Here is a 25,462-nt window from a genome sequence, read left to right on the forward strand (position 1 = left end):
CCACCTGTGCTAACGAAATCCGTTTTTATCGTCCTGTTGAGGTTTCAAAAAAGCGGAACGCGAGTTTATTTGCCAAGTCTGAGAAATTTAAAAATAAAAACCGTGGAAAGCATCATACTTTTCGAAAGTAAGCCAAAAAATACTGATATTGTTGTAATTTTGTCATATCGGAAGCTGTTAATGGATTCTTGAAGGAGGGTATAGTGCATGTCCTGTCAACGTAGTCGGTAACTTTTGTTGTGTAAGGTTTCTTAGGTGTTGACTTGTTTTTAATATAATAACAAAACAGGTAGCTATTATGCTTAATCAACGTAAATTCAATCGCAGTATTGTTCGTAAAAAACATCGTGAGTCTTGTGATGCGGTTGGCAGATTTTCACGAATCGTCATGACATTTTTTGCCATTTTGTTTGTGAGTAGTCAGTGGCCTGCTTATGCTTTGGATAATGGGGTCAGCCGGACTCCGCCGATGGGTTGGAATACCTGGAACACCTTTGGTTGTAACATCAATGAATCTCTGATCAGACAGATGGCCGATTCCATCGTGAGCAGCGGAATGGCGGACGCCGGTTATAAGTATGTCGTTGTGGATGACTGCTGGTTTAACCCCAACCGCGATTCTGCCGGAAATCTGCAGAGTGATCCGAGTCGCTTCCCAAGTGGTATGAAAGCGTTGGGTGATTATCTGCACAGTAAGGGCCTTAAGTTCGGTATTTATCAGGTTCCGGTGGATAAAACCTGCGCCCAGTATTTCAGTTCATACCCAGGTGCCACCGGGAGTCAGGGGCATGAATATCAGGATGCCCAACAGTTCGCCGCCTGGGGAGTCGATTACCTGAAGTACGATTGGTGTTCTCCCAACGGCAGTATCGATGATCAGGTGACCGCATTTGCCAAGATGCGGGATGCTCTGGCCTCCACAGGCCGGCCGATTGTGTACAGCATTAACCCCAACAGTATTCATGAGAAAACCGGACCGATGCGCAACTGGGGGGATGTTGCCAACATCTGGAGAACCACCGAAGATATTACCAGTAGTTGGGATACCGGACAGACAAATGGTTATCCAATGGGGGTCAAAAACATTGTCGATGTCACTGCCAGGCTGGCCGCATATGCGGCACCCGGTAGTTTTAACGATCCGGATATGATGGAAGTGGGTATTGGCAGCATGTCCGATACGGAGATGCGCAGCCATTTCGCCTTGTGGGCCATAATGGCCTCGCCGCTGATTGCCGGGAATGACATTCGCAATATGTCCTGGGCGACCAGAACCATCCTGACGAACTCAAATCTGATTGCCATTAACCAGGATACCCTTGGGTTGCAGGGAGTTGAAATTCAGAATGATGGTACTCGTCGGGTGATGGTCAAAAAACTGGCCAATGGTGATGTGGCCGTTGCCTTGTTTAACCAGGGCAATAGTGCTACCACGATTACCACTACAGCCGCTGCCATTGGCAAATCCGGTTCTGATTTCAATCTTCTGGATGCCTGGAGTGGCACGACTTCCAGTACCAGTGGGGTGATTTCTGCCAATGTTCCGGCCCATGGAACCGTAGTGTATCGCGTCAGTGGTGGATCAGCTCTGGCCGGCACCTCTCTGGTGAGCGCGTCCGCCAGTCGTTGTCTGGATGATCCGAACAGCGCGACGGCTAATGGTACCAACCCGATCATTTGGAGTTGTTCCGGCGCGTCCAATCAGCGTTGGGAGATCAGTGGCAAAACCATTCAGGTATTGGGCAAATGTCTCGATGTAGCACTGGATGCCTCTGCCGGTTCAAACGTGCAGCTCTGGGATTGCAACGGTGGTAGTAATCAGAACTGGATCTTCAATACAGATGGCACAGTGAGAAATGAGTCTAACGGCCTGTGCCTGGATGTGTATAACAATGAAACGGCCAATGGTACAGAAGTGATTCTTTGGTACTGTGGTAATGTTGCTAACAGACGTTGGGCGAAGTTGTAAGTCTTATGGGCGGCGGTCATGAACCGCTGCCCTTTGAGAATTGAGTGGCGGGATGAGAACAGAATCAATCAGCCAAGGCTGTCAATTTTGGCCCGACAATGCGTTTCAGCCAGTGTTTGCAGATGTTTGATGCGTTCCGCCAGCCACTCCAGTTGTTCAACGGTGATGGAATAACCGGGATCGTAACGCGAATCCACATAAGCCTGACACAACAGTTCAAAGCAAGCACATTCAAACGGAGTGCTCTTCGGGAACGCCGATAAAAACTCAGGTTCGATACTGCCCGTTAAGGTACGCAGCTTTTCAAGATCATGGATTTTGGGTTTGTAGTGGGTAAATACCAGCAGGATCATCGAGTACAGGCGCTCAGTCACCTGATGCAGCGAAAATACCGCCTTGTTGTATAGTTCATCGCCAGAGGCTAATTCGTAAATCCTGAAGTCTTCTTTCGCGGCTTTCAGCCAATGATCAAAATGCCGTTGCGCTTCTATTTTCCGTGCTGCCAATGGTAATTCTTTCGGCTCTACCAACTCCAGCTTGCCGGAATCATGCAGCAAAATCCCTTCCCGGTAGATATCCGCATAGAAGTACTGACACTTGCTCAACTGCGAATTCACAAAATGGATATCTTCGGCAATCAGACTCACTGGCGTTTTGATCTCCCGCATCAGCCGACGGCTTAAAGACCGCTTCGACTCCGTTCTTCTCGCCAGCACGCTGTTTTTGGTAATCGCCAACAGATCCATATCGCTTTGGTAGCGGTAATGGACCCCATCGTCTTCGAGATGATCCACCCAATCTCCCCGGGCATAACTGCCAAACAAAATCAGCAGCTCCGGTTTTACGGTCTGCACAATAATATCAACCGCATAAAGCAGCTGTTCCTGTTTATCGAGAGGGAGATGGTCAATAGTCGTTTTCATCCCGGCATCCTAACAACTTCCTGGCAGCGAGCCAATATACCCTGGATCAGAGGCTGTGAGATAGTGAGGGTTGTTGAGTTTGTCTGCATGTCTGATCAAGCTCTGCTCATTTACCGAGCCATGGCGGGATTTTGCTGGCGTATGGCGATATCCAGGTGCATGCGGATAAAGTCTTCTTTGTATTGCATGTACTGTTCGGCATCTTCTGAGTAGAGCGCTGCACCGGTTGTTTTGATGGCGCCATACTCATCCCTGATGGCAGGAAACATGCGCAGGTAGTCGCGAAAGGCTAGGTGTCGGTACACCTGAGTGCTGCCGGCAATAAAGGCGTGTACATGATGGGTGCGATGAATTTCTCCTTTTAAAAAGAAGCGGCGACCCTCGATACCGTTCTCGCCTTTGATCAAATACCCAAGGGATTGCATGCCCGCCGATTCGCTGTCCAATTGAGTCAGGCTGTGGACTTCCAGCATGATATCGATGACAGGTTTGGCGCACAGCCCTTCAACGGCGGTGCTGCCAATATGATGAATTGCGGCAATGTTGTTCGTGTTCAGCGTCGACAGGATAGCGGTTTGTTCCTGCTCAAATGCATCTGGCCAGTCCGCCTGGTACGGTATGACTTTGATGATGCGTTTGGACATAGATGATACCTCAGTGTAAGTTTGATGCTGGCCATCATATCATCAGCGGTCTGTGGTTTCTGAGTCAAGCTGGTCACAGTTTGTCCATTCGCTGGTATGCAACAAAATGATTTCAGGATTTTTGATCCGGCTGACATGCTCCTGTATCAAGGCGGTGATCTCCATGATTTTCGTGTCTGACAGTCGGTCTGACAGCACATAAATACCCACGCAAAATGGACCAATGGTTTCCAGGGTATCCAGTTTTTCCAGGCCATTGTCCTGAAAAAATTCATACATACAGGCTGGATAATTCAGTATGGCATTGGTTTCCAAAACGATATCAATCGCAGTCGTCATCGAGTTGGATGAATATATTTGCCGATTGGTCGCGTGATAAAGTTGTTTCGGCGCAACGTCTTTCAATTCAGGGGTTTCAATAATCCATTCAGTCAGACGATTTTCATCGGGTGTGACAGCCATGAAGGGATAATTGAACTGCTCTTCCAGATGACAGGGGCGGCCAAGCAGAGGGTGACCAACGCGGACAAAGCTGCCGTCATATGCGTCCAGCAGTGGCAGAAATGCGACGCCGGCCCGGCGGCTCAAACCCAGAATCTTGTGGCCGATGAACAGATCGATGTCACCACACAGCAACTGATCCATCGAGCGTAAATGGTTGGATACATCAATATTAGCGGGTACCGTCGGATAACGTTGTCGATATTCATGAAACAAGGTGCGAAAGAACAGTTTCCACCAGGCAAAACCGACACCAATACTCAAGCCATGTTGATGTTGCAGGCGCATGCTCTGGATTTTGTTCAGAGTATTGTCGTGTACCCGCTGCATGATCCTGGCCTGTTCCAACAGCACTTCTCCGTAATGGGTCAGCTCCATGCCTTTTGGGGAGCGGATGAATAACTCCACCTGTAACGATTCCTCCAGTTTCTTGATGTTATGCGTCAGTGTCGGCTGGCTGATAAAGAGTTTTCTGGCCGCCATGCTGAGACTTTTCTGTTCGGCGACCACCAGAAACTGCTTCATTGATTTATCCATATCAGGCCCTCCTGAAAGCCGTTTGTAGTGATTCTTTGGGTATAGATTTTATCTATAGAGATGGTGAAATTATGCATTGGATTTTCGTATATATCCAAATTATTCTGCTGTCTGACGAGCCATGACAGCTATAGTCATTTCAATGATGTTGTCACCCGAAAAAACAAAAATAAGGATGGAAGGTGTTATGAAAATAGAAACCTTGGCGTTAACGACCGCTGTTTTCCTGAGTCTGGTAACGACTGCTCAGGCGGATACTCTGAAATTTGAATGCGGTGTTGTGGGGAACTCCGGTCAGTTTTGCCAGTATGTGAAAACCCGGTTTGAGGCCGAAACGCCCCATACCCTTGAATTTGTCGAATTTCCATCAACTTCAACCGATAAGCTGGGAGTTCTGCAACAGGTTCTGGCCAGTGGCGATGGGGATGTTGTCGATGTGTTTTCCGTGGATGTGGTCTGGCCTGGCATCATCGGTGAATATTTTCTCGATTTAACTGAATCGATCGATGATCTGAAAAATAACTTCTTTGCGACCCCTTGGAACAATAATCTTGTCAATGGCCGCCTTAAAGCCATACCCGGTATGGTCGATACCGGAGTGTTGTTCTATCGCACGGATCTGCTGCAAAAATATGGCGAAAGTAAACCGCAGACCTGGGCCGATATGACCCGTATCGCCGAGAAGGTACAGGCGGGTGAACGCGCCGAAGGTAACCGTAAATTCTGGGGACTGGTGTTTCAGGGGAAAGCCTATGAAGGGTTGAGTTGTAATGCCCTGGAATGGATAGCCTCTTATGGAGGCGGTACGATTGTTGATAATGAGGGACGGATCACCGTTGATAATGCCCGGGCCGCGGCCGCATTGGATATGGCTGCAAGCTGGATTGGTCATATTGCGCCGCAGGGGGTGCTGGGTTATCAGGAAGAGGAGGCGAGAGCTGTTTTCCAGAATGGTGATGCGATGTTTATGCGCAATTGGCCGTATGCCTTTGTTCTGGGGCAGGATGACAGCAGCCCGATCAAAGGAAAAATAGGTCTGATGCCGTTGCCAGCGGGAGATTCCCAAAATCCTCATGCGGCAACTCTGGGTGGTTGGCAGTGGGCGGTGAATCGTAATTCTGACCATAAAGAAGCAGCCATTGCGCTGATCCGTATCCTTGGTGATGTTGAGACTCAGATACAGCGATTTTTGGTGGAAGGGGCATCCCCTGCCAATAAATATGCCTATCAGGACCCCCGTATCCTGGCCAAAGCACCTTACATGGAGGATATGCTGGCGGTCTTCGAAACGTCGGTTGCCCGGCCGGCGACAGTGACCGGAACCCGATATAACCAGGTGTCCAATGCCTTCTTTAATTCCGTGTTTTCAGTCTTGAATGGAGACATTACCGGAACAGAGGCGGTGAAGAAGCTGAATGACCGGTTGGTTCGTATCAAACGTAAGGCTTGGTAGGGGTTGTCACTATGACCAGTCAAATATCCCGGGGGCGGTCGTTTTTGTCCGCCTTATACCGACCGCAGGCCCAATCTCTGGCTGAGCGACGTGCCCGTATGGCCTGGCTGATGGTGGCACCGGCGCTGTTGTTGCTGTTTACCGTTGCGGCCTGGCCACTGTTCAAAACCATTGTTTACAGTTTTACCGATGCCACTTTAACAACCACCGGAGCATTGCATTTTGTCGGTCTGGCAAACTATCTCGATCTCTCCGGTGATACGGCTTTCGGTGTGCTGGCGGATTCTCTCTGGTGGCAGGCGGTCACCAATACGTTGTGGTTCACGCTGGTAACGGTCACGTTAGAACTGATATTTGGTCTGGCGATTGCGTTGTTGCTGAACCAGAAATTTGTAGGCCGGGGAATACTCAGAACCGCCATCCTGGTGCCATGGGCAATCCCGACTATTGTCTCTGCCAAAATGTGGGGGTGGATGTTTCATGATCAGTACGGTCTTATCAATGATCTGCTCAGCAGGATAGGGATCATTTCAGAGCCGCTGGCGTGGGTTGCCGTACCCGAGTTATCCATGTGGGCGGTCATTATTGCAGAGGTCTGGAAAACCACGCCCTTTATGGTACTGATGCTGTTGGCGGCCATGCAGGTGGTCTCTGAGGACTTGTATGAAGTTGCCCGGTTGGAAGGGGCGTCAGCATGGCAGCGTTTTCGCTATGTCACTATGCCATTGATCTGGCCTGCCATGGTTGTCGCGTTGATTTTCCGCAGCCTCGATGCCTTGAGGGTATTTGATCTGATTTATGTGCTGACCTCCAACAGTGAGTCTACGATGTCTATCTCCGGTTATGCACGTCAAGTACTGGTGGACTATCAGGATATGGGAGGCGGTTCTGCCGCTTCGGTATTGGTATTTATGCTGGTGGCCGGGGTGGCGATTTGTTACTTGCTGTTTGGTAAGGTCAGATTGAATGACAGTGGCGAGGTGAACGGATGAAACGATATATGCGTTCAGGAAAAGCCCTGGCCAAAGTGGGTTTATATGGTGCCAGCGGAATTGTATTTATCGTGAGTGTGTTTCCCTTTTATTATGCTTTTACCACTTCGATGAGCACCGGTGTGGATCTGTTCATTCCGCATTACTGGCCGGAATCACTGAACTTTACCAATTATGCAAATCTGCTGTCGGAAAATGGTATCGGTCGTAGCTTGGTGAATTCCTTCATAGTGGCGGCAACCACTGTATTGTGTTGTCTCCTGGTATCGGTCACTGCATCCTTTGCTCTGGCCCGGATTCATTTTAAAGGCAAAGGAATGCTGTTGTTGACCATCCTCTGTTTTTCCATGTTTCCACAGGTTTCGGTTTTGTCTGGTATGTTCGAGTTTATCCGCTTCCTGGGATTGTATGATCATCTTGGTGCATTGGTGTTGTCGTATCTGACTTTTTCTCTGCCATTTACGATATGGGTATTGACGACGTTTATGCGCACGTTGCCTGCTGATCTGGAAGAGGCAGCGATTATGGATGGTGCCTCGATCCGTATCACGATAACTCATATTTATGTCCCTTTATTGGCACCGGCAATGGTGACCACTGGTCTGTTGGCATTTATCGCTGCATGGAATGAGTTTTTATTTGCCCTGACATTTGTGATTTCTTCAGACAATCGTACTGTTCCGGTTGCCATTAGCATGCTGACCGGAGCATCAAAATATGAGTTGCCCTGGGGAAATATCATGGCATTTTCGGTGATTGCCACGGTGCCCCTGATATTGCTGGTGTTGATTTTTCAGCGTCGCATTGTCAGTGGACTAACCAATGGTGCGGTCAAAGGTTGAAAGGGTTTTGCTGGCCATCAGAACGATTTGTCAGATGGTTGGGTTAAGAGATATCAGAGTAACTTTATTCAGGAAATATATATGAAACGATTGTGGTGGCACGATGCGGTTGTGTATCAGATTTACCCGCGCAGTTTTATGGACAGTAATAATGATGGCATAGGTGATATTCCCGGCATTATCAGCAAGCTCGACTATCTGGCTGAATTGGGAGTGGATGTGCTTTGGTTGTCGCCGGTCTTCAAGTCTCCCATGGATGATAATGGTTATGATATTTCCGATTATGATGACATCGCGCCAGAGTTCGGAACCTTGGCCGACATGGATCGTCTGATCGAGCAGGCCGGACAGCGTGGTATTCGTATTCTGCTGGATCTGGTGGTTAATCACAGTTCCGATGAGCACCCCTGGTTTCAGCAGGCGCGGCAATCCAAAGACAATCCTTATCGGGATTTCTACATCTGGCGGCAGCCCCGTGCCGATGGTTCGCCACCTAATCAACTGCGGGCGGCATTCGCTGGGTCGGCTTGGGAGCTGGATGAGGCGACCGGGGAATATTACCTGCATTTGTTCAGTAAAAAGCAGCCCGATCTGAACTGGCAGAATCCCAAGGTTCGCACCGAAGTCTATGCCATGATGAACCGCTGGCTGGATCGTGGTATTGCCGGTTTTCGTATGGATGTGATTGAAATGCTGGGCAAGATCCCGGATCAGGAGATCATCGTGAACGGTCCGGATCTGCACCCCATTTTGCAGGAAATGCATCAGCAGACTCTGGCTGGTCGGGATACATTGACGGTGGGGGAGACCTGGGCAGCGACCACGGATATTGCCAAGCTGTACTCCAGTCCTGAGCGCAAAGAACTGTCCATGGTGTTTGGTTTTGATCATATTCGGCTGTCTTATCATCCACAGGCCGGCAAATGGCGTCCCAAGCCATTCGATCTGGTCGAGCTGAAGCAAGTGTTTGCTCACTGGCAGACGGAACTGGCTGGTGAAGGTTGGAACTCACTGTTCTGGAATAATCATGATCTGGCGCGTTCGGTATCGATTTACGGTGACGAAGGTGAGTATCGGCTGAAATCCGCCAAAATGCTGGCCACGGTGATTCATGGTATGCAGGGCACACCTTATATTTATCAGGGCGAAGAAATCGGCATGACCAATGTGCGTTTTGAGCATATTGAAGACTACCAGGATATCGAAACGCGCAATCATTACGTGGAGAAACTGGCAGAAGGCTACAGCCATGATGAACTCATGACCGCAATTCATACCCATAGCCGTGACAATGCCCGCACACCGATGCAATGGGATGGCTCCGAATATGCCGGTTTCAGTGAGGCATCACCCTGGATCAAGGTCAACCCGAATTACCAGGAAATCAATGTTCAACAGGATCAGCAGCGGCAGGATTCGCTGTTCAGACACTATCAACAGCTGATCCGTTTGCGGAAATCCTGGGAAATTCTGGTATACGGTTCTTTCGAGTTGATCCTGTCCGAACATCCAACGGTGTTTGCGTATCTGCGGCATTATCAGGATCAAACCCTGCTGGTGGTCAACAGTTTTGCCCGTGAAAACGTGACGGTGGAACTGCCGGCCATCTGGCAGAACCGCTCCTGTGAAACGCTGATTACCAATGACAAGGCACGACAACAATTATCGGAAACCCTGCAATTGACCCCTTACGAATCTTTTATGGTGATCCTGAGCCAGCATTGATAGCGAAAACAGCAATCTGTTCCGGGCCATGTGCCCGGAACCATGCTAAGCGCTTCGATATTCTGTTGTCTTGCTGACGACCTGCCTGCCTCTACAAATTCATTCATATTCCCCCTGTTGGTGGAAATGACGAAAACAGATGCTTTCCTTTTTTTTCATAAAATCAATGGTTTAAGGCTTTTGACCGATCTCTGCTCAGCTGACTGGCGCCTGTTCTTTATGGGCTTCCTGTAAGCCAATAATGCCTGAAAAACGGCCTTTGACGGATGTTGAACGCTTGTCGGTAGTTAACATCCGAATGGCTTTCCGGGGAGGCTTTTCTGCGCTGTGTCTATTTTTTTTGTGATTTTCGTTTGTTTTCTTTTATTTTCGTTTTTGGTTGTTTATTATTTGCCCATGATTCTATTACGGTTTGCAGAGGTGGGTTATGAATGAACAGATTTACGATCTGGTCGTCGTCGGTGGTGGCATAAATGGAGTGGGGGTTGCCCTGGATGCCCAGGGGCGGGGATTGAAAACAGCGCTGCTGGAAATGAACGACCTGGCTTCCGCGACATCATCGGCCAGCAGCAAACTGATCCACGGTGGCCTGCGTTATCTGGAGCATTATGAGTTCCGGCTGGTGCGGGAAGCGCTCAGCGAGCGCGAAGTCGTTTATCGCAAGGCCCCTCATATCGTCAAACCCATGCGTTTTATTCTGCCTCACCGTCCGCATCTGCGTCCTGCCTGGATGATTCGAATCGGTATGTTTTTATACGACACCCTGGCCAAACGTAATGTTCTGCCCGGTAGCCGGTTCCTGCGTTTCGATCCTGATCAGTCGCCACTCAAGGCTGATATCAGCAAAGGGTTTGAATATTCCGATTGCTGGGTGGACGACGCCCGCCTGGTGGTTCTGAATGCCATGCAGTTGCGCGATAAAGGCGGGGATGTATTTACCCGTCATACATTCACCGGTGCCAGTCAGCAGAACGGCGTCTGGCATATTGATGTCAGAGATGAAACCACCGGGCAGGTCCGTCAGATTCAGGCCAAAGCGCTGGTCAATGCCGCCGGGCCGTGGGTTAAAACGTTACTGACCCAACAAATGCAGCGCACCAGTCCACGGGGAATCCGGCTTATTAAAGGCAGCCATATCGTCGTGCGGAAATTTCATAACCAGCCGCAGTCTTACATTCTGCAAAACGAAGACGGCCGGATTGTGTTCGTAATTCCATATCTGGATGAATTCGCGATTATCGGTACCACTGATGTCGAACACAAAGGCAGTGCAGAAACCGCTCGCATTTCTGCGGAAGAAGTCGATTATCTCCTTAACGTGGTCAATACCCACTTTACTCAGCAACTGTCCACCCAGGATGTAGTCTGGTCCTATTCCGGGGTCAGACCCTTGTGTGATGATGAATCTGATTCTCCCCAGGCCGTCACCCGTGACTACACCATAGAGCTGGAGAGTGAAGACAAGGCACCATTACTGTCTGTGTTTGGTGGCAAGCTGACGACTTACCGCAAGTTGAGCGAAGCGGTGATGAAAAAACTGGCGCCATTCTTTCCGGCCATGGGACCATCCTGGACTGCTGACAGTGTTTTGCCAGGTGGTGAGACCGGTCTGGATCTGAATGCCTACATTCGCGGGTTAAAACAGAAATACCCGTTTTTGGCGCCAACAAACATTCAGCGTCTGGTGACCACTTACGGTTCGCAGGTGGAAGTCTGGTTGAATGGTGCTCAATCGGTAGCAGATCTGGGTAACGACTTTGGCCATGGTTTCTGTCAAAAAGAAGTGGATTATCTGCTACAGTACGAATTTGCAATGACGGCTGAAGATGTACTCTGGCGCCGTACCAAAATGGGCTTGTTTTTAACCGCTGAGCAGCAGCAGGCAGTGACAGAATATGTTCAGGCGAAATGCCGTTCTGAACTGGAATCGGATGTTAAGGCACACATTGCCTGAAAAAAACATCGATAACCATTGATGTAGCGAGTGAGCCCTGCCTGGAGGAAAGCAGGGTTTACCAGTCAGCGGGACAGAATAAAACTTATTTCAAGGGGTCTCTGATAAATAGGAATAGTTTTGATGCAGGCGAGGAAGCACCACTCGCAACACCGCAGTTTACTGGCGTAAATGAGGATGTGAGACTGGGACTGACAACGTCCTGCGCGAAAACAGGCCATTTTTCATAGGTTCCTTAAGTTCGCCCGATAATAATAAGAGAGTGAGTTATGAGCGAATATATCCTGGCGATTGATCAGGGTACCACGAGTACCCGAGCGATATTGTTTACCCATGCCGGCCAGCCGGCTTTTATATCCCAGCAGGAATTTCCACAGCATTTTCCGCATGATGGCTGGGTTGAACACAATCCGGATGATCTTTGGCAGACCACCGTTTCCGTGTGTCATGATGTCATTGCGCAGGCCGGTATTTCTGCCGAAAAAATTACCGCTGTCGGCATTACCAATCAACGTGAAACCACATTGGTCTGGGATAAAAATACCGGCAAACCGGTGTACAACGCGATTGTCTGGCAGGATCGCAGAACTGCTGATTTGTGTGTGCGATTACGGGCAGAAGGTCTGACGGATAAAGTACGGCAAAAAACCGGTTTGTTGGTGGATCCCTATTTTTCCGGCACCAAAGTACACTGGATTCTGAATGAAGTGGAAGGTGTCCGGCAACGGGCTGAGAACGGCGAATTACTGTTTGGCACCGTAGACAGTTATCTGATCTGGAAACTGACAGATGGCAAAGTGCATGCGACCGACGCCACGAATGCCGCGCGAACGATGTTGTTTAATATTCATACTCAGCAATGGGATGAAGAGCTGCTGGATATTCTGGGCATTCCGGTTGCCATGTTACCGGAGGTTAAAGATTGTGCAGCCGACTATGGTCAGACCTCGGCAGAATTTTTAGGCTCGCCTTTGCCGATAGCCGGGGTGGCCGGAGATCAGCAGGCGGCACTGTTTGGCCAGGCGTGTTTCCAGCCTGGCATGTGTAAAAGTACCTATGGCACCGGTTGCTTTATGATTATGAACAGTGGCGATACGCCGCTGTTATCTCATAATCAATTACTGACCACCGTTGGCTATCGTCTGGGTGGCAAGGTCACTTATGCACTCGAAGGCAGTATTTTCATGGCGGGTGCGACCATGCAATGGCTGCGTGACGGAATAAAACTGATCGAACACGCTGCCGACAGTGAACGGCTGGCGGCTCAATGTCGGGTTGATCAATCGGTTTATCTGGTGCCTGCGTTTACCGGCCTGGGAGCACCACACTGGGATCCTAAAGCCCGTGGCGCTATCGTCGGCATGACCCGCGATACCGGTATCGCGGACATTGTCGCCGCTGGCCTGCAATCTGTTGGCTATCAGACGCGGGATTTACTGGAAGCTATGAAATCTGACGGCGTCAAAACGCTCACCACCTTACGTGTGGATGGCGGCATGGTCATCAATGATTGGGCCATGCAGTTTCTGGCCGATATCCTGCAACTTCCGGTAGAGCGACCTCAGGTGACAGAAACCACAGCGCTCGGAGCGGCCATGTTGGCAGCCCTGCAGCTGGGTCTTTATGATTCCCTCGAACAGTTGCAACAGCACTGGCAATGTGAAAAGACGTTTAACGCGACCCTGGATGATGAAACGGTTGAACGCCTGTACAGTGGCTGGCAAAAAGCGTTGTCAGGCATCAAGCAAATTTCCTGATATCTTCATCATCCCAAAGACCACGCAGGCAGTGGTCTTTGGGATTTTCCGTTTTAATCGTTTTCCTGTTTGTGAATCACTCCAAAATAGCTAATAGGCTTGATTGTTTTAAGTGATGCCCGTAACCATTTCCTGTTAACAATATAACGCTGCTGAATAGGGGTGATTAACCCGTGAGCGCTTGTGTTCAGTAACACGAAATTTGATCCGCAATGGTATTCACTCTGGCCTTAATCATTGATCTCCGTGGTTGACGATGGGTCTGTTATCCACCGACTCAGATCAATAAAAACAACACAACATCAACGCCTGCTGACAAATTCTGTTGACTCCTCAGAAGTGAAATGCATACTACGCAAACGATTGCGCAATCGTTTGCTATTTGGAATCCCTAACAATAAGAAGAGATCCGATGAAGAAATCGAGATTACTGAATTCTGAACTGTCCGCCGTTATCGCCCGTATGGGGCATATGGATGAGATCACGATCTGCGATGCAGGATTACCTGTTCCAGACCCGGTTTCCCGTATCGATCTGGCGGTTGAACATGGTCTGCCATCCATGCTGCAGGTGCTCGATACAGTGCTCAGTGAGCTTAAGGTTGAAGCTGTCATCCTTGCCAGTGAATGCCAAAGCGTCAGCCCGGAGTTTCATCAGCAGCTTATGAATATTCTCGCTGCTCAGAGTTACCCGATTGAAGTCAGCTACCTCAGTCATGAGGCCTTCAAACAACAAACTCATGAAAGTAAGGCCATTGTGCGTACCGGGGAATTTACTCCGTATGCCAATATCATCCTTAAGTCCGGCGTGGTTTTCTGAGGTGGCGATATGACACAGCCGATTTTAACGCTGCAGAAGATTGATAAGTCTTTTCCCAGCGTCAAAGCTTTAGATCAGGCCAGTCTGAACGTTTATCCTGGTAAGGTGATGGCGCTGGTCGGTGAAAACGGTGCCGGTAAGTCAACCTTGATGAAGGTGCTAACCGGTATCTATCAACGCGATGCGGGGGTGATCGAGTATCAAGGGCGCCCCTGTCAGTTTAAAGGCCCCAAGGATTCCCAGGATCAGGGCATCGGTATTATTCATCAGGAACTGAACCTGATTCCGGAATTAAGCATTGCGGAAAATATTTTTCTGGGCCGGGAACCCACCCGGTACGGAAAAATTCAGTGGCAACAACTGTATGCCGATGTTACCAAACTGCTTGACCGACTCAAAATAAAACACCATCCGCGCACCCGGCTGGGTAACCTCAGCATTGGCGAACAGCAGATGGTGGAAATTGCCAAGGCGCTGTCATTTGAATCCAAAGTGATCATTATGGATGAGCCGACGGATGCACTGACTGACACAGAGACTGAAAATCTGTTTGCGGTCATCAAACAGTTACGCGAGCAGGGCCACGGTATTGTTTATATCTCTCATCGATTGAAAGAAATTTTCCAGATCTGTGATGATGTTACCGTTCTGCGTGACGGGAAGTTTATTGCTGAAAGTCCGGTTCAGGCATTAACCGAAGATCGAATTATCGAACTGATGGTGGGGCGTTCCCTGGAAGATCAGTTTCCCCGTGTGGATGTTTCACTCGGTGATGAATGCCTCTCTGTCGACGGTCTTTGTGGGCCAGGTGTCGATCATGTCAGCTTCCGGTTAAAAAGTGGTGAAATTCTCGGCTTTTCCGGGTTGATGGGCGCCGGGCGTACGGAGCTGATGCGGCTGCTGTACGGCGCTGCCAAAAAATCCGGCGGCAGTATTTCACTGAATGGGCAGGCGTTGCAGATCAGCACACCGAACGATGCACTCTCTGCCGGTATCGCCTACGTTTCAGAAGATCGCAAGAAAGATGGTCTGGTTTTGGAGCTGTCTGTAAAAGAGAACATGACCCTGAGCAGCCTGGCCGAATTTTGCAATAACAGTGGCCGTATTCACCATCAGCAGGAACAACAGGCGGTGCAGAATTACATCGATGTTTTCCATATCAAAACACCCGGGCAGAAACAAATCATCAAGAATTTATCCGGTGGTAATCAGCAGAAAGTCGCGATTGCCAAAGGCGTGATGAAACAACCAAAAGTGCTGATTCTCGACGAACCCACCCGTGGTGTGGATGTCGGCGCGCGCCAGGAAATATATCAGTTGATCAATCAATTCCGTCAGCAAGGCATGGCAATCATTCTGGTGTCTTCTGATATGCCGGAAATTCTCGGTATGAGTGATCGCATTCTGGTGATGTGTCAGGGCAAATTAACCGGCGAATTTTTACGTGAACACGCCAGTCAGGAAACATTGATGGCTGCCGCAGTAGGCAAAGAATCCGAGGTAACCGCAAGATGAGCAAAACAGTGACCCGAACACATGAGGGCAGTCCACAGATATTCAGTAAAGCCTGGTTTTTTGAACAAAAATCCCTGATTGCTTTAATGCTGTTAATTATTGTGGTGTCGTTGATCAGCCCCAATTTTTTCAGCGTCGACAATATGCTGAATACATTACGGCAAACGTCCGTCAACAGCATTATTGCGGTGGGGATGACGCTGGTGATTATCACCGCCGGTATTGATCTCAGTGTCGGTGCCGTGCTGGCGCTGACCGGCGCGTTTGCTGCCAGCCTCATCGCCAAAGAAATGAGTGTTTTTCTGGCAGTACCAATCACGCTGATGGCCGGCCTGTTATTGGGTGGTTTGAGTGGCGTGATCGTTGCCAAAGGCAAAGTGCAGCCCTTTATTGCCACCTTGGTTAGCATGACAGCCTTACGGGGTATTACCATGGTCTTCACCGATGGCCGACCCATCTCGACCGGTTATACCGACAATGCCGATATGTTCAGCTGGCTCGGGACCGGGTATTTGTTGGGTGTTCCGGTGCCGATCTGGATTATGGCCATCACATTTGCCGCTGGCTGGTATCTGCTAAACCACACCAGAGTCGGTCGTTATATTTATGCACTCGGCGGTAACGAAGAGGCAACCCGTTTGTCGGGTATCAATGTCGACCGGGTGAAAATTATTGTGTATGCCCTGTGCGGTCTGACAGCCGCCATTGCCAGCATCATCATTACTGCACGACTTTCTTCCGCACAGCCCACTGCCGGGCTGGGTTATGAGTTAGACGCCATTGCCGCCGTGGTACTGGGTGGCACCAGTCTGATGGGAGGCAAGGGTCGAATTATGGGAACGCTGATCGGAGCGCTGATTATCGGCTTTCTGAACAACGCGCTGAACCTGCTGGACGTATCGTCCTATTACCAAATGCTTGCCAAGGCATCGGTCATTTTGTTGGCCGTCATCGTTGACAATAGAAATAAATAAATACAAAAAAATGAGGAATACTCTATGAAGAAAATGACCCGTCTGATTTCTGCAGTGGCGGCGATTGCCGCGATAACGTTTTCTTTTGGTGCGCATGCAGCAGAGCAAAAGAAACTGGCACTGGTGGTTTCCACATTAAACAATCCGTTCTTTGTGTCCATGAAAGAAGGGGCAGAACAAAAAGCGGCAGAACTCGGGTACGAACTGGTTGTGCTCAGCTCCAACAATGACCCCGCCAAAGAAATGGCTAATGTTGAAGATTTAATTACCAAAAAAGTGGCTGCCATCCTGATAAACCCGGCAGATTCTGATGCAGTGGGTAACGCCATTAAAATGGCCAACCGCAGCAAAATTCCGGTCTTTACGCTGGATCGTGGTGCCAGCCGTGGAACCGTGGTTTCTCACATTGCCTCCGATAACGTTTCCGGTGGCAAAATGGCGGGTGACTACATCGCTGAAAAACTGGGTAAGGGTGCTAAATTAATCCAGCTGGAAGGTATCGCTGGAACCTCTGCGGCAAAAGATCGTGGCAAGGGTTTTATGCAGGCTGTTCAGGCCAATGGTTTTGACCTGCTGGCTACACAGCCTGCGGATTTTGACCGAGCCAAAGGTCTGGATGTGATGGAAAACCTGTTAACGGCGAATCCGGATGTTCAAGCCGTGTTTGCTCAGAATGATGAAATGGCTTTGGGTGCATTACGTGCTATCAAAGCAGCGGGCAAGCATGTGCTGATCGTTGGTTTTGATGGTACCGATGAAGGTATCGCTGCGGTAAAAGCCGGAGATATGGGGGCTACGGTTGGTCAGCAACCGGCATTGATTGGTGCGCTGGGTGTTGAAACTGCCGTGAAAGTATTGTCGGGTGAAAAAGTTGATACCTACATTCCGGTACCATTGCAGGTGATTAACTAAGTCACTTGGTTATCGTTCTTGATGGTGGCTCGTTGATGATATTCTTCGGGCCATTTATTAAAAATTCTGATGGAAACTCGCATGAAAAAACTCACCGTCCTTGGTAGCGTAAACGCTGATCATGTTCTGCAACTCAGCCATTTGCCCAAGCCGGGCGAAACGGTATCGAGCGAAAGTTATCAGGTATTGGGTGGTGGTAAGGGTGCTAATCAGGCAGTGGCGGCTGCCCGAATGGGGGCTGACATTACCTTTATCGCTTGTGTGGGCTCCGATGCTATCGGTCATCAACTGGTCGATAGTTTTGCATCCGCCGGTATCAATACCGCCGGGATTGAACAGGTTGCCGGTAGCAATACCGGTACGGCAATGATTTTTGTCGATGCCAACGGGGAAAACTGCATTGGCATTTCCGCGCAGGCCAATGCCCATTTGACGCCAGACTGTATTCAGGGAAAAAAGGCGCTTATAGAAACTGCTGATGCGCTGTTATTGCAATTGGAAACGCCCGTTGAAGGGGTCACATTTGCTGCGCAGGTGGCGAAGAATTCCGGTACCAAAGTCATTTTGAATCCGGCACCTGCCGCCGAATTACCGGATCATTTATTGGCCATGGTGGACCTGATTACCCCCAACGAGACAGAAGCCGAACGCTTAACCGGCATTCGTGTAACCGATGAAGCCAGCGCGGCCCGGGCGTGTGACGTTCTGCATGGCAAAGGCATTGCCGAGGTGTTGATTACCTTGGGTGCACGAGGTGTCTGGTACAGCAATGCCGGGGTTGGTGAACGTTATAGCGGTTATTCTGTAAAAGCAGTGGATACCACTGCGGCCGGAGATTGTTTTAACGGTGCATTGGTTGCTGCGTTATTAAAAGACAGCGCCATGTCGGATGCGATAACATTCGCACAGGCAGCTGCGGCCCTGTCGGTTACCCGAAGTGGCGCTCAGGATTCCATTCCGGAACTTTCCGAGGTGGTCGCTTTTATCGAACAGCATTGATCCGGTCTGATAGGGAGAGAGATTATTGTCGGTTACCATTAAGGACGTCGCGAAACTGGCCAAGGTTTCCACGACGACTGTCTCGCACGTATTGAATGAAACCCGATTCGTCTCGGAAGAATCAAAAGCAGCGGTGCTCTCTGCGGTCAAAGCGCTGAACTACGCACCGAGTGCCGTTGCGCGCAGCCTCAAGGTTAAAAACACCAAAACTCTGGGTATGCTGGTAACCACCACGTTAAACCCATTCTATGCCGAAGTGATCAAAGCCGTTGAAAAAAACTGCTATCGCGAAGGCTACAATCTGGTGCTTTGTAATACCGATGGTGACCCGGAAAAAACCGACTCTTATCTGAAAATGTTGTTGCAAAAACGCACCGACGGCATCCTGGTCATGTGTACTGAGTACGATAACGGCCTGTTCAAAGCAATCACCGCCCAAAGGGATTTGCCCATGGTGGTGATGGACTGGGGACCGACCGATGACTATCTGGATCGCATTCAGGATAACTCTTCACTCGGTGGTCTGATCGCCACGAAGCACCTGATTGAAAACGGCCATACCGACATTGGTTTTATTGGTGGCCCAAGTAACAAAATTCCCGCGTTGGGTCGTTATGATGGCTTTAAACAGGCCATGGCCGAGGCCGGGCTGACCGTCAATCCGGATTGGGTGATTGAATCCGACTTCGAATGCGAAGGCGGTAAACTGGCGATGCGTCAATTACTGGCGCTGGATCAAAAACCGAGTGCGGTGTTCATTGCCAACGACATGATGGCTCTGGGGGCGCTGAGCGAAGCACAGCAATCGGGCATCCGAGTGCCGGAAGATCTGTCGGTGATCGGCTACGACAACATCTCTTTTTCGGCGCATTTCTATCCGCCGTTGACCACCATTAACCAGCCTAAAAACCGCCTGGCGAAGATGGCGGTACATACACTGATCGAACGTTTGGAACACCCTCGCAAACAAGGGCGAACGTTACTGATTGAACCTGATCTGGTGGTGCGCTCATCCGTTGCCAAGGTTCTTTAGGACATTCTTTAATAGATGATCTTCATCCAGCCTTGATGTTGTTTATAGGTGTTCAGGCATTGATGAACCCAATTCCACTAGTGTTTTGAGTCATTGCCAGGCAGCAGGTCAGTGTTGCGGATGTCTTGTTAAGGTTCTCGTTAAATAACGGTTGGAGGCAGGTAAATGGTAAATTCATTGATTGGCTCTATTAATACACTGTAAGGATCAATTTGCTCTGATTCCTTAACGATATCGAGATCAGACAAGAGCTTGAAGTGTGCTGATTTTAACTTGGCTGGCTTAACAGCGAGTGCCTTATGCCACACCCGATATGTGCCAAGTTTATTATCTCTGCGATAATAAAAGCCGGCCAGGGGGTGGGTAAGATAGACCAGAGCTGACTCGACATCGGGAAAGCCAGGGAACTCAAATATGTCTGATCCTGATTGCTCCAATTCAACTGAAGCTTCAGCCCAATTGGATGAAGTCTCCATAAGATATTTGTCATACAAACCAGTCGATTCGTTAAACGCGCAATCAAAGCGAACTTTGCCGGCATGCCATGGTAAGTTCCATAGATACCTTGGAACGACTAAGGTCCAGGAGTCGAGGGTTGTGCCAAGAAACCACACACAACGTTCACCAGTCTGCGTATCGATGATGTAGATCCGGTAATTGGTTTGCCCCATTGTGAATTTTGGGAATGGAAAGACAGCCGAAGTAAAGTCGACATCAATAAACGGTACCACAGAAATCAGACCCATTTCCTGACCATCGATATCAACCACATCCAGTTTAAAGCGCTCAGGAAATAAACCTTTAAACCTGTCAGCGGGAACTGCGTATGTAATGATTGCAAAGTTTTTCAGGCGGCAGAGGACGTCTATCCCCTTAGGCTGTGGCCTATCGATCAAATAGTCTTTCAGGTTACGCGATGCTTGCACGATACTTCCTTAAAAATCAACGCAGTCATTTTCAAACTTATTGAACTTGAGATCATACTCAAAAGTTGCATCCATAAGGCATATGGCTCTATGAGGCCAGACTGCTCATATACTTTAATCGTTCTTTAGTTGCTTTTTGCGACTCAGAGTAACACCGTGGAAACAGCCTTTGAAACTGCAAGTTCTCTGATAGCTCGCATAAACTCTTTGTTGATTCCTTGTTTTGAAATTCAGCTTTAACATACATTTGTATGATTTCGCCGGCATCAGGTAATACTTTCGTTTCGAAAGCTATCCCATATTTTCTATATACCAGGACTCCACAAGTTCATCAAAATTTTTTTCCCACATTTATAACTCATATGGATGAATGCTCAAGCACCATTCGGTCTCGTGAGTAAGTGCAGTTGAGCCTCTTTATCTCAGATATCGTGTAACCCAGACAGAATCATGGAAAGATTTCCTATGGATAATTGGTTTCATGCTTTCCTGGCTTATGAACCATCAAATAGACCATATTTAACGCTACACTAAGATGTAACTAACGTTGGGCAAGTGAAGCCGGCAAGTGTTTGGAATCACTCTTAAATGCTTTGTGGTGCGTATGATTTAAAGGGGCTGAGATCGATACCTTCGATGTCACAAACAGCCTTAATCGTTGGGTTGTCACAAAGGCGTTTCAGATACGCCGCAAGATGTTCAAAAGTGAGTGGCGACTTTGCTATCGGTAACGACCACTCCGCAAGCATGAACAGAAAATAATCACATGCGGTCAACGTATCACCCAGTAAATATTCATTGTGCCCAAGTTGATCGTTGATAATGGATAGTGCATCCGCAATTCTGTCATCTTGTGCCGCCACAACGTTTGGAATGGTCGCTTCATCATTAGTATGGCGGTGAGGGTAATAGCGAACCATCAGCTCTGCTTGCAGCGTGTTATTCAGAAATGCCAGCCATTGATAAAATAAAGGGCGATCAGGGCTGCCGATGGCAGGCATTAAGCTTGATTCCGGGTGCAACTCACAGATATGCATGCAAATCGCCGGACTTTCGAAAATTGCTTGTTCACCCACAACTAACGTGGGTATACGACCCGCTGGGTTGAGTCTGAGATAATCCGGTGACTTCTGCGCATTCGATTGTTTATCAACTAACAATAGCTCATAGTCCGCATTCAAGTGATGAAGCAAAAAATGAGGAGCCAGGCTTGCATTGTTTGGATAATAATAAAGCTTGAACAAAGTAGAGTCCTTGTATGTGAAGTTATGGATACTCATAATGCCCGAGTACAGAGAGGCAATCTAGTGCCAGTAACGCCCGCTGCTGAGCGGTTTTAGGTGGGTGTGAACCGCTACAGATTGTTAAGAGCTTTCCAGAACTTCCTGCATCCAATCATGCCAGCTTTCCGTACTTAAGCTGCTTTCAATAACCTTAGGATGGCTTTCCTGCCACCACAATATCACGGTTCGGTATTCTTCTTCATTTAGCTCAAATGGTAACCACTGTTCCATTCTGCCATCCTGGTCACATGGATCGTTACCACACAGCAGAAATTCATTTAAGAAGTCCATTGGAGGAAAATAGTCAGTTTTTTCTATGATGCTAAAAATACCGTAACGTATTTTTGAATTTTCTGAGAGTATGACTTTAGCTCGTTCTACGATATTCTGCATTTAACCTCACATGACACAATGATTACTTTGGTCAGGTTATCAGTTTCAGTGATGATGGTACTTATATGGCCATTGGTGCGCCAAGGGAAAGCAGTAGTGCAGTAGGTATTAATGGTGACCAAACAGACAACAGCACATTCGATGACTATCAATCAACCTATGCTGGTGCTGCTTATTTATTTCACCGTGACCTGAGCGGGTAATGATCTCAGCAAGCCTATGTGAAGGCGAAAGATACGAGGGAGTTTGATGATGTTGGTGGCAGTCTGGCACTCGGCTATGATGGTTCGATATTGGCTGTTGGCAGTTATTTCCATTTGGATGTTCTAATTAATTAACCCGGCAATTAAATAGATCGCCCTGATCTCTTTAATTGTCGCCCCGATAGATCTGGCGGTGTTGCACGAAACACCGAATCGTCGGACCGCTTGATTTATCGGGGCTCGCATTGGCTATGGCCAATGGTGTGCTCCGACATCTCGGCAGGCTATCAACCCGACATGTATACGGGTTAATATCAAGCCCGTGAGAAGGCAATAGCGGCAGTCGACGCTATCACTTTGACAGTACACCGCAATCACATTGTCAATGCATTTTAGCCTCTGCATTTCTAAGGCAATTCTGAAACTACCCAAGATCTGCGATCATCCAGCCAAGAATGATCCAGGCCGGGATGGTCATGTCATCACTCAGTTTTTCAGTGTCGGATCACACCATGGGCCTATGCTCATGCGAGCCCTTTAAAATCAAGGGATTTCGCAGATTTAAAAAAAATCGACATTCAAACTGATCAGGAAAATCTATATGAATGCCAAGTTTATATGGGTACGGGCCTGCAATTTGTTGTGTATCAGACGTGGGGTTTACTTGCAGCCAGGCGTACAAACACTCGCCGCGTTAAGTGGGGATAGTGGGCGGCATGGGGCCATGCTGTTTCTGGCGGATATCCTGCAACTTCCGGTTGAGCGACTCCAGGTGACAGAAACCATGGTGTTGGAAGTGGGATGTCGGCAGCCCTGCATCTGGATCTTTGTGATTCCCTCGAACAGTTGCAACAGCGTTGGCAATGTGAAAGACGTTTAACGCGACATCGGATGATGTAACAGGTGATTGCCTGTACAGTGGCCGTCAAAAAGGCGCTGTCAGGAATCAAGCAAATTTTCTGAAATCTTCTTCTCCTACTAAAGACCACATGCGCGGTGGTCTTTGGTTCTTTTTGTTTCAATCGTTTTCTCGATCACTATTTTTATGTGAACCATTTCAAAATAATTAATATGCCTCACTTTCTAAGAGAGGCATGATTTTTAGTCATGCCTGAAATAGGTCCATGAATGATCCTCCGAACAGCCAGTCCAATATTAAAATTTGGCTCGATTTATAGAATTGATCTTTTCAAAAGTTGTTGATTTTCCTGGGATTTTCCAGTGGTTCTGTTTATTAGCTTCATTGCATGTACATATTTTATTATGAAGCTAGTTCTAAAGTATTATTGTATAAAAAGCATGATATTTGCCTAATACCCATCGACCACGATGGGTGGATATTTGCCTGCTATCGTTATTTTTATCTATGCTACATTTTATTTTTTTTGCGTTCATTTTTTTGTAATAAATCTCTATTTTGCTCTTAGAAATTTTATAAAATGAATGGGTTTTATCGTCTTTTTTGTAGCATTGGATGGTCCTGAATAAATCATATCTGTGATAATTGATTTAGCTTTTTCTGGACATGAATTTCGAATTTTAGCCCCTGCACATCTATCGTTTTAGCCGGTCTTGAATTTCTGGTGATTGGTGACGTTTCCTGGTTGATCGCGAAATAAGTGTGATCTACCAGAAGGGTTATCTTTTGCATAATTTTTTTTACTCTGGAGAACATCAATGGTTAAAAAAATATTGTTGAGTGCTTTGATTTCAGTGTCATTATCTGAAACTGCTATGGCAGTAAGTCTCAATATGGAAAGTTGCGTTGTCGCACCTGGTCAGATTACGGATATGACTTTTATATCCCCCAGGCACGGTATTATTGCAACTCAACCAGGTGATTTGTATTGGTTCAAAGGTTGTGGTCAGGATGTTACCAAGATAGGTACAGTTCCAGGTGTGTCAAATGATAGCTGGCAGGCGGGACTGTATGGTATAGCTGTCAACTGGGGATTTATCAAGACTGGAAATCTTTATGCTTATTATGCTGCATCTGTCAATGATGAACTGGTCACTCGATTGTCCACATTTCATATCGACCAGCGAGGCATCACGAAAGAAAGGGTTTTGCTGGAAATTCCACAGCCCTATGAAAACGGTAATGGCGGCGCGCTAAGACTCGGACCCGATGGTGCGCTTTATCTGGGGATTGGTGATGGCGGGGGCGAAGGTGATCCCCAGGGCAACAGTCAGAACGTACAGAATTTATATGGTTCAATTCTGCGCATCTATCCTTCATTTTATGCGGGTGATGTCTATCTGAGTCCCAGTGATAACCTACGGAAATTCATCCCCCAGGCTGCACCTGAGATAATAGCCTATGGTCTTCGTAATCCATGGAAGTTGACCTTTGACAGTCAAGGAGATTTGATCGTAGCGGATGTAGGTGAGCACCGCATGGAGGAGATCGACGTAATCCCATCATCTATGTTTGGTCAGCAGGCTATTAATTTAGGATGGAATATCAAGGAAGGGACAGAATGCTTTGATACTTCAACTGGTACAACAAATCCGGATAGTGAATGTACCGTTCCAAATGAAGTTCTACCTGCTTATCAGTATGCTCACAGTGGTGATCAGGGAAATTCAGTTACTGGTGGTGAAACGTTGTGGTTGGAAGATAAAGAATACTATGTATTTGCCGACTTTATGACGGGTTATCTTGGCGCATTGGATCTTGATCATCCCTCTACCGTCGTTGCGGAACGTATTGAAAGTGGTAAAAACTGGGCTACATTTGGCAAGTCTCCAAGTGGTGAGGTTTATGTTGCTGACTACACCGGTGGTGTTATTTATACAGTGAACCTGCAGCCTTAATCCGAGTGCCTCAATAAAACCGAGTCACGGAACCGTTTTTAGCCTTACTTTATCGGCACCGGCAGACAAAGTAAGGGCGGTTCTGTGACAACAGGTTCTGTCGTTTTGTGCTTTTGGTTTATGGTTGTGTCATTATTCGAACGAGCAAAATTTTTGACAACAACTTTGCCTTTTTTTTTCAGACAAAATGACTGATAGCTCCGGGTATCCACCTGTGCGTGCGTATTGAACACTTTTGCCAGGCATTTGAGTCCATTTTCCTAATGCCAACGCTGAAGGCACAATTTGAT

General features: G+C 48.1%; 22 protein-coding genes. 16 read left to right on the plus strand and 6 right to left on the minus strand.

Features of this window, described 5'->3' with window-relative positions; genetic code table 11:
• Positions 1–298 precede the first annotated feature (298 nt).
• A complete protein-coding gene (locus YC6258_RS13460; RefSeq protein ID WP_211264678.1) occupies positions 299–1,969 on the plus strand; it encodes a glycoside hydrolase family 27 protein in 1,671 nt (556 codons plus the stop codon).
• Between the two features lie 68 nt (positions 1,970–2,037).
• On the opposite strand, the gene YC6258_RS13465 is transcribed toward YC6258_RS13460, so the two are convergent.
• The 3 genes from YC6258_RS13465 to YC6258_RS13475 all read right to left on the minus strand — a co-directional run bounded on the left by YC6258_RS13465 (position 2,038) and on the right by YC6258_RS13475 (position 4,574).
• Positions 2,038–2,892 carry a HEPN domain-containing protein gene (locus YC6258_RS13465; protein ID WP_044617439.1) on the minus strand — a complete coding sequence of 285 codons (855 nt, stop codon included), beginning with the start codon at positions 2,890–2,892 and terminating at the stop codon, positions 2,038–2,040.
• Between the two features lie 110 nt (positions 2,893–3,002).
• The gene (locus tag YC6258_RS13470) at positions 3,003–3,536 is read right to left on the minus strand and encodes a GrpB family protein (protein ID WP_044617440.1); all 534 of its coding nucleotides are present in this window, start codon (positions 3,534–3,536) and stop codon (positions 3,003–3,005) included.
• A 42-nt stretch (positions 3,537–3,578) separates the two neighbouring features.
• Positions 3,579–4,574, minus strand: coding sequence for a LysR family transcriptional regulator (locus YC6258_RS13475; RefSeq protein ID WP_052830274.1), 996 nt, complete (start codon positions 4,572–4,574; stop codon positions 3,579–3,581).
• A 187-nt stretch (positions 4,575–4,761) separates the two neighbouring features.
• On the opposite strand from YC6258_RS13475, the gene YC6258_RS13480 reads away from it, so the two are divergent.
• The 12 genes from YC6258_RS13480 to YC6258_RS13535 all read left to right on the plus strand — a co-directional run bounded on the left by YC6258_RS13480 (position 4,762) and on the right by YC6258_RS13535 (position 19,550).
• Positions 4,762–6,027, plus strand: coding sequence for an ABC transporter substrate-binding protein (locus YC6258_RS13480; protein WP_044617441.1), 1,266 nt, complete (start codon positions 4,762–4,764; stop codon positions 6,025–6,027).
• Positions 6,028–6,038: 11 nt separating this feature from the next.
• A complete protein-coding gene (locus tag YC6258_RS13485) occupies positions 6,039–7,019 on the plus strand; it encodes a carbohydrate ABC transporter permease (protein WP_052830275.1) in 981 nt (326 codons plus the stop codon).
• Entirely contained in the window at positions 7,016–7,861 is an 846-nt protein-coding gene (locus tag YC6258_RS13490) for a carbohydrate ABC transporter permease (RefSeq protein ID WP_044617442.1), read from the plus strand. The genes YC6258_RS13485 and YC6258_RS13490 overlap by 4 nt, the downstream gene beginning before the upstream one ends.
• Before the next feature lie 81 nt (positions 7,862–7,942).
• Positions 7,943–9,586 carry a glycoside hydrolase family 13 protein gene (locus tag YC6258_RS13495; RefSeq protein WP_044617443.1) on the plus strand — a complete coding sequence of 548 codons (1,644 nt, stop codon included), beginning with the start codon at positions 7,943–7,945 and terminating at the stop codon, positions 9,584–9,586.
• A 427-nt stretch (positions 9,587–10,013) separates the two neighbouring features.
• On the plus strand, positions 10,014–11,540 hold the full coding sequence (gene glpD / locus YC6258_RS13500; protein ID WP_044617444.1) for a glycerol-3-phosphate dehydrogenase: 1,527 nt from the start codon (positions 10,014–10,016) through the stop codon (positions 11,538–11,540).
• Positions 11,541–11,809: 269 nt separating this feature from the next.
• On the plus strand, positions 11,810–13,297 hold the full coding sequence (gene glpK / locus YC6258_RS13505) for a glycerol kinase GlpK (RefSeq protein ID WP_044617445.1): 1,488 nt from the start codon (positions 11,810–11,812) through the stop codon (positions 13,295–13,297).
• 412 nt (positions 13,298–13,709) lie between these two features.
• Positions 13,710–14,117: a D-ribose pyranase gene (gene rbsD / locus YC6258_RS13510; RefSeq protein WP_044617446.1), complete on the plus strand. Its 408-nt coding sequence runs from the start codon at positions 13,710–13,712 to the stop codon at positions 14,115–14,117.
• 9 nt (positions 14,118–14,126) lie between these two features.
• The gene (rbsA, locus tag YC6258_RS13515) at positions 14,127–15,632 is read left to right on the plus strand and encodes a ribose ABC transporter ATP-binding protein RbsA (RefSeq protein ID WP_044617447.1); all 1,506 of its coding nucleotides are present in this window, start codon (positions 14,127–14,129) and stop codon (positions 15,630–15,632) included.
• On the plus strand, positions 15,629–16,606 hold the full coding sequence (gene rbsC, locus YC6258_RS13520) for a ribose ABC transporter permease (protein ID WP_044617448.1): 978 nt from the start codon (positions 15,629–15,631) through the stop codon (positions 16,604–16,606). Before rbsA ends, rbsC begins: the two co-directional genes overlap by 4 nt.
• A 24-nt stretch (positions 16,607–16,630) precedes the next feature.
• Complete coding sequence (gene rbsB, locus YC6258_RS13525) at positions 16,631–17,518, plus strand: ribose ABC transporter substrate-binding protein RbsB (protein WP_044617449.1); 888 nt, start codon at positions 16,631–16,633, stop codon at positions 17,516–17,518.
• An 81-nt stretch (positions 17,519–17,599) separates the two neighbouring features.
• Positions 17,600–18,517 carry a ribokinase gene (gene rbsK, locus YC6258_RS13530; RefSeq protein ID WP_044617450.1) on the plus strand — a complete coding sequence of 306 codons (918 nt, stop codon included), beginning with the start codon at positions 17,600–17,602 and terminating at the stop codon, positions 18,515–18,517.
• Positions 18,518–18,542: 25 nt separating this feature from the next.
• Positions 18,543–19,550 carry a substrate-binding domain-containing protein gene (locus tag YC6258_RS13535; protein ID WP_044617451.1) on the plus strand — a complete coding sequence of 336 codons (1,008 nt, stop codon included), beginning with the start codon at positions 18,543–18,545 and terminating at the stop codon, positions 19,548–19,550.
• Positions 19,551–19,690: 140 nt separating this feature from the next.
• Here the strand turns inward: YC6258_RS13535 and YC6258_RS13540 are convergent, their stop codons facing one another.
• From YC6258_RS13540 to YC6258_RS13550, 3 genes are all read right to left on the minus strand, one after another.
• Complete coding sequence (locus tag YC6258_RS13540; RefSeq protein WP_044617452.1) at positions 19,691–20,476, minus strand: DUF2071 domain-containing protein; 786 nt, start codon at positions 20,474–20,476, stop codon at positions 19,691–19,693.
• A gap of 584 nt (positions 20,477–21,060) precedes the next feature.
• Positions 21,061–21,720, minus strand: a complete 660-nt coding sequence (locus YC6258_RS13545) for a glutathione S-transferase family protein (RefSeq protein WP_044617453.1) — start codon at positions 21,718–21,720, stop codon at positions 21,061–21,063.
• Positions 21,721–21,840: 120 nt separating this feature from the next.
• A complete protein-coding gene (locus YC6258_RS13550; protein WP_044617454.1) occupies positions 21,841–22,152 on the minus strand; it encodes a hypothetical protein in 312 nt (103 codons plus the stop codon).
• Positions 22,153–22,217: 65 nt separating this feature from the next.
• Here YC6258_RS13550 and YC6258_RS30285 point away from each other — a divergent pair, with 65 nt between their 5' ends.
• The 3 genes from YC6258_RS30285 (at position 22,218) to YC6258_RS13565 (ending at position 25,172) form a co-directional block, all read left to right on the plus strand.
• Entirely contained in the window at positions 22,218–22,355 is a 138-nt protein-coding gene (locus YC6258_RS30285) for a hypothetical protein (protein WP_169748975.1), read from the plus strand.
• Between the two features lie 601 nt (positions 22,356–22,956).
• A complete protein-coding gene (locus YC6258_RS13555; RefSeq protein ID WP_044617455.1) occupies positions 22,957–23,235 on the plus strand; it encodes a hypothetical protein in 279 nt (92 codons plus the stop codon).
• A gap of 797 nt (positions 23,236–24,032) precedes the next feature.
• Positions 24,033–25,172 carry a PQQ-dependent sugar dehydrogenase gene (locus tag YC6258_RS13565; RefSeq protein ID WP_044617457.1) on the plus strand — a complete coding sequence of 380 codons (1,140 nt, stop codon included), beginning with the start codon at positions 24,033–24,035 and terminating at the stop codon, positions 25,170–25,172.
• Positions 25,173–25,462: the final 290 nt, after the last annotated feature.

Origin of the sequence: Gynuella sunshinyii YC6258 (genome assembly GCF_000940805.1) — a bacterium.
Classification (GTDB): domain Bacteria; phylum Pseudomonadota; class Gammaproteobacteria; order Pseudomonadales; family Natronospirillaceae; genus Gynuella; species Gynuella sunshinyii.

Excerpts from the sequence above, each read along its gene's own strand:
- YC6258_RS13460 (WP_211264678.1), top strand. The coding sequence starts at position 299 with ATGCTTAATCAACGTAAATTCAATCGCAGTATTGTTCGTAAAAAACAT.
- YC6258_RS13465 (WP_044617439.1), bottom strand. The coding sequence starts at position 2,892 with ATGAAAACGACTATTGACCATCTCCCTCTCGATAAACAGGAACAGCTG.
- YC6258_RS13470 (WP_044617440.1), bottom strand. The coding sequence starts at position 3,536 with ATGTCCAAACGCATCATCAAAGTCATACCGTACCAGGCGGACTGGCCA.
- YC6258_RS13475 (WP_052830274.1), bottom strand. The coding sequence starts at position 4,574 with ATGGATAAATCAATGAAGCAGTTTCTGGTGGTCGCCGAACAGAAAAGT.
- YC6258_RS13480 (WP_044617441.1), top strand. The coding sequence starts at position 4,762 with ATGAAAATAGAAACCTTGGCGTTAACGACCGCTGTTTTCCTGAGTCTG.
- YC6258_RS13485 (WP_052830275.1), top strand. The coding sequence starts at position 6,039 with ATGACCAGTCAAATATCCCGGGGGCGGTCGTTTTTGTCCGCCTTATAC.
- YC6258_RS13490 (WP_044617442.1), top strand. The coding sequence starts at position 7,016 with ATGAAACGATATATGCGTTCAGGAAAAGCCCTGGCCAAAGTGGGTTTA.
- YC6258_RS13495 (WP_044617443.1), top strand. The coding sequence starts at position 7,943 with ATGAAACGATTGTGGTGGCACGATGCGGTTGTGTATCAGATTTACCCG.
- glpD (WP_044617444.1), top strand. The coding sequence starts at position 10,014 with ATGAATGAACAGATTTACGATCTGGTCGTCGTCGGTGGTGGCATAAAT.
- glpK (WP_044617445.1), top strand. The coding sequence starts at position 11,810 with ATGAGCGAATATATCCTGGCGATTGATCAGGGTACCACGAGTACCCGA.
- rbsD (WP_044617446.1), top strand. The coding sequence starts at position 13,710 with ATGAAGAAATCGAGATTACTGAATTCTGAACTGTCCGCCGTTATCGCC.
- rbsA (WP_044617447.1), top strand. The coding sequence starts at position 14,127 with ATGACACAGCCGATTTTAACGCTGCAGAAGATTGATAAGTCTTTTCCC.
- rbsC (WP_044617448.1), top strand. The coding sequence starts at position 15,629 with ATGAGCAAAACAGTGACCCGAACACATGAGGGCAGTCCACAGATATTC.
- rbsB (WP_044617449.1), top strand. The coding sequence starts at position 16,631 with ATGAAGAAAATGACCCGTCTGATTTCTGCAGTGGCGGCGATTGCCGCG.
- rbsK (WP_044617450.1), top strand. The coding sequence starts at position 17,600 with ATGAAAAAACTCACCGTCCTTGGTAGCGTAAACGCTGATCATGTTCTG.
- YC6258_RS13550 (WP_044617454.1), bottom strand. The coding sequence starts at position 22,152 with ATGCAGAATATCGTAGAACGAGCTAAAGTCATACTCTCAGAAAATTCA.
- YC6258_RS30285 (WP_169748975.1), top strand. The coding sequence starts at position 22,218 with ATGGCCATTGGTGCGCCAAGGGAAAGCAGTAGTGCAGTAGGTATTAAT.
- YC6258_RS13555 (WP_044617455.1), top strand. The coding sequence starts at position 22,957 with ATGAATGCCAAGTTTATATGGGTACGGGCCTGCAATTTGTTGTGTATC.
- YC6258_RS13565 (WP_044617457.1), top strand. The coding sequence starts at position 24,033 with ATGGTTAAAAAAATATTGTTGAGTGCTTTGATTTCAGTGTCATTATCT.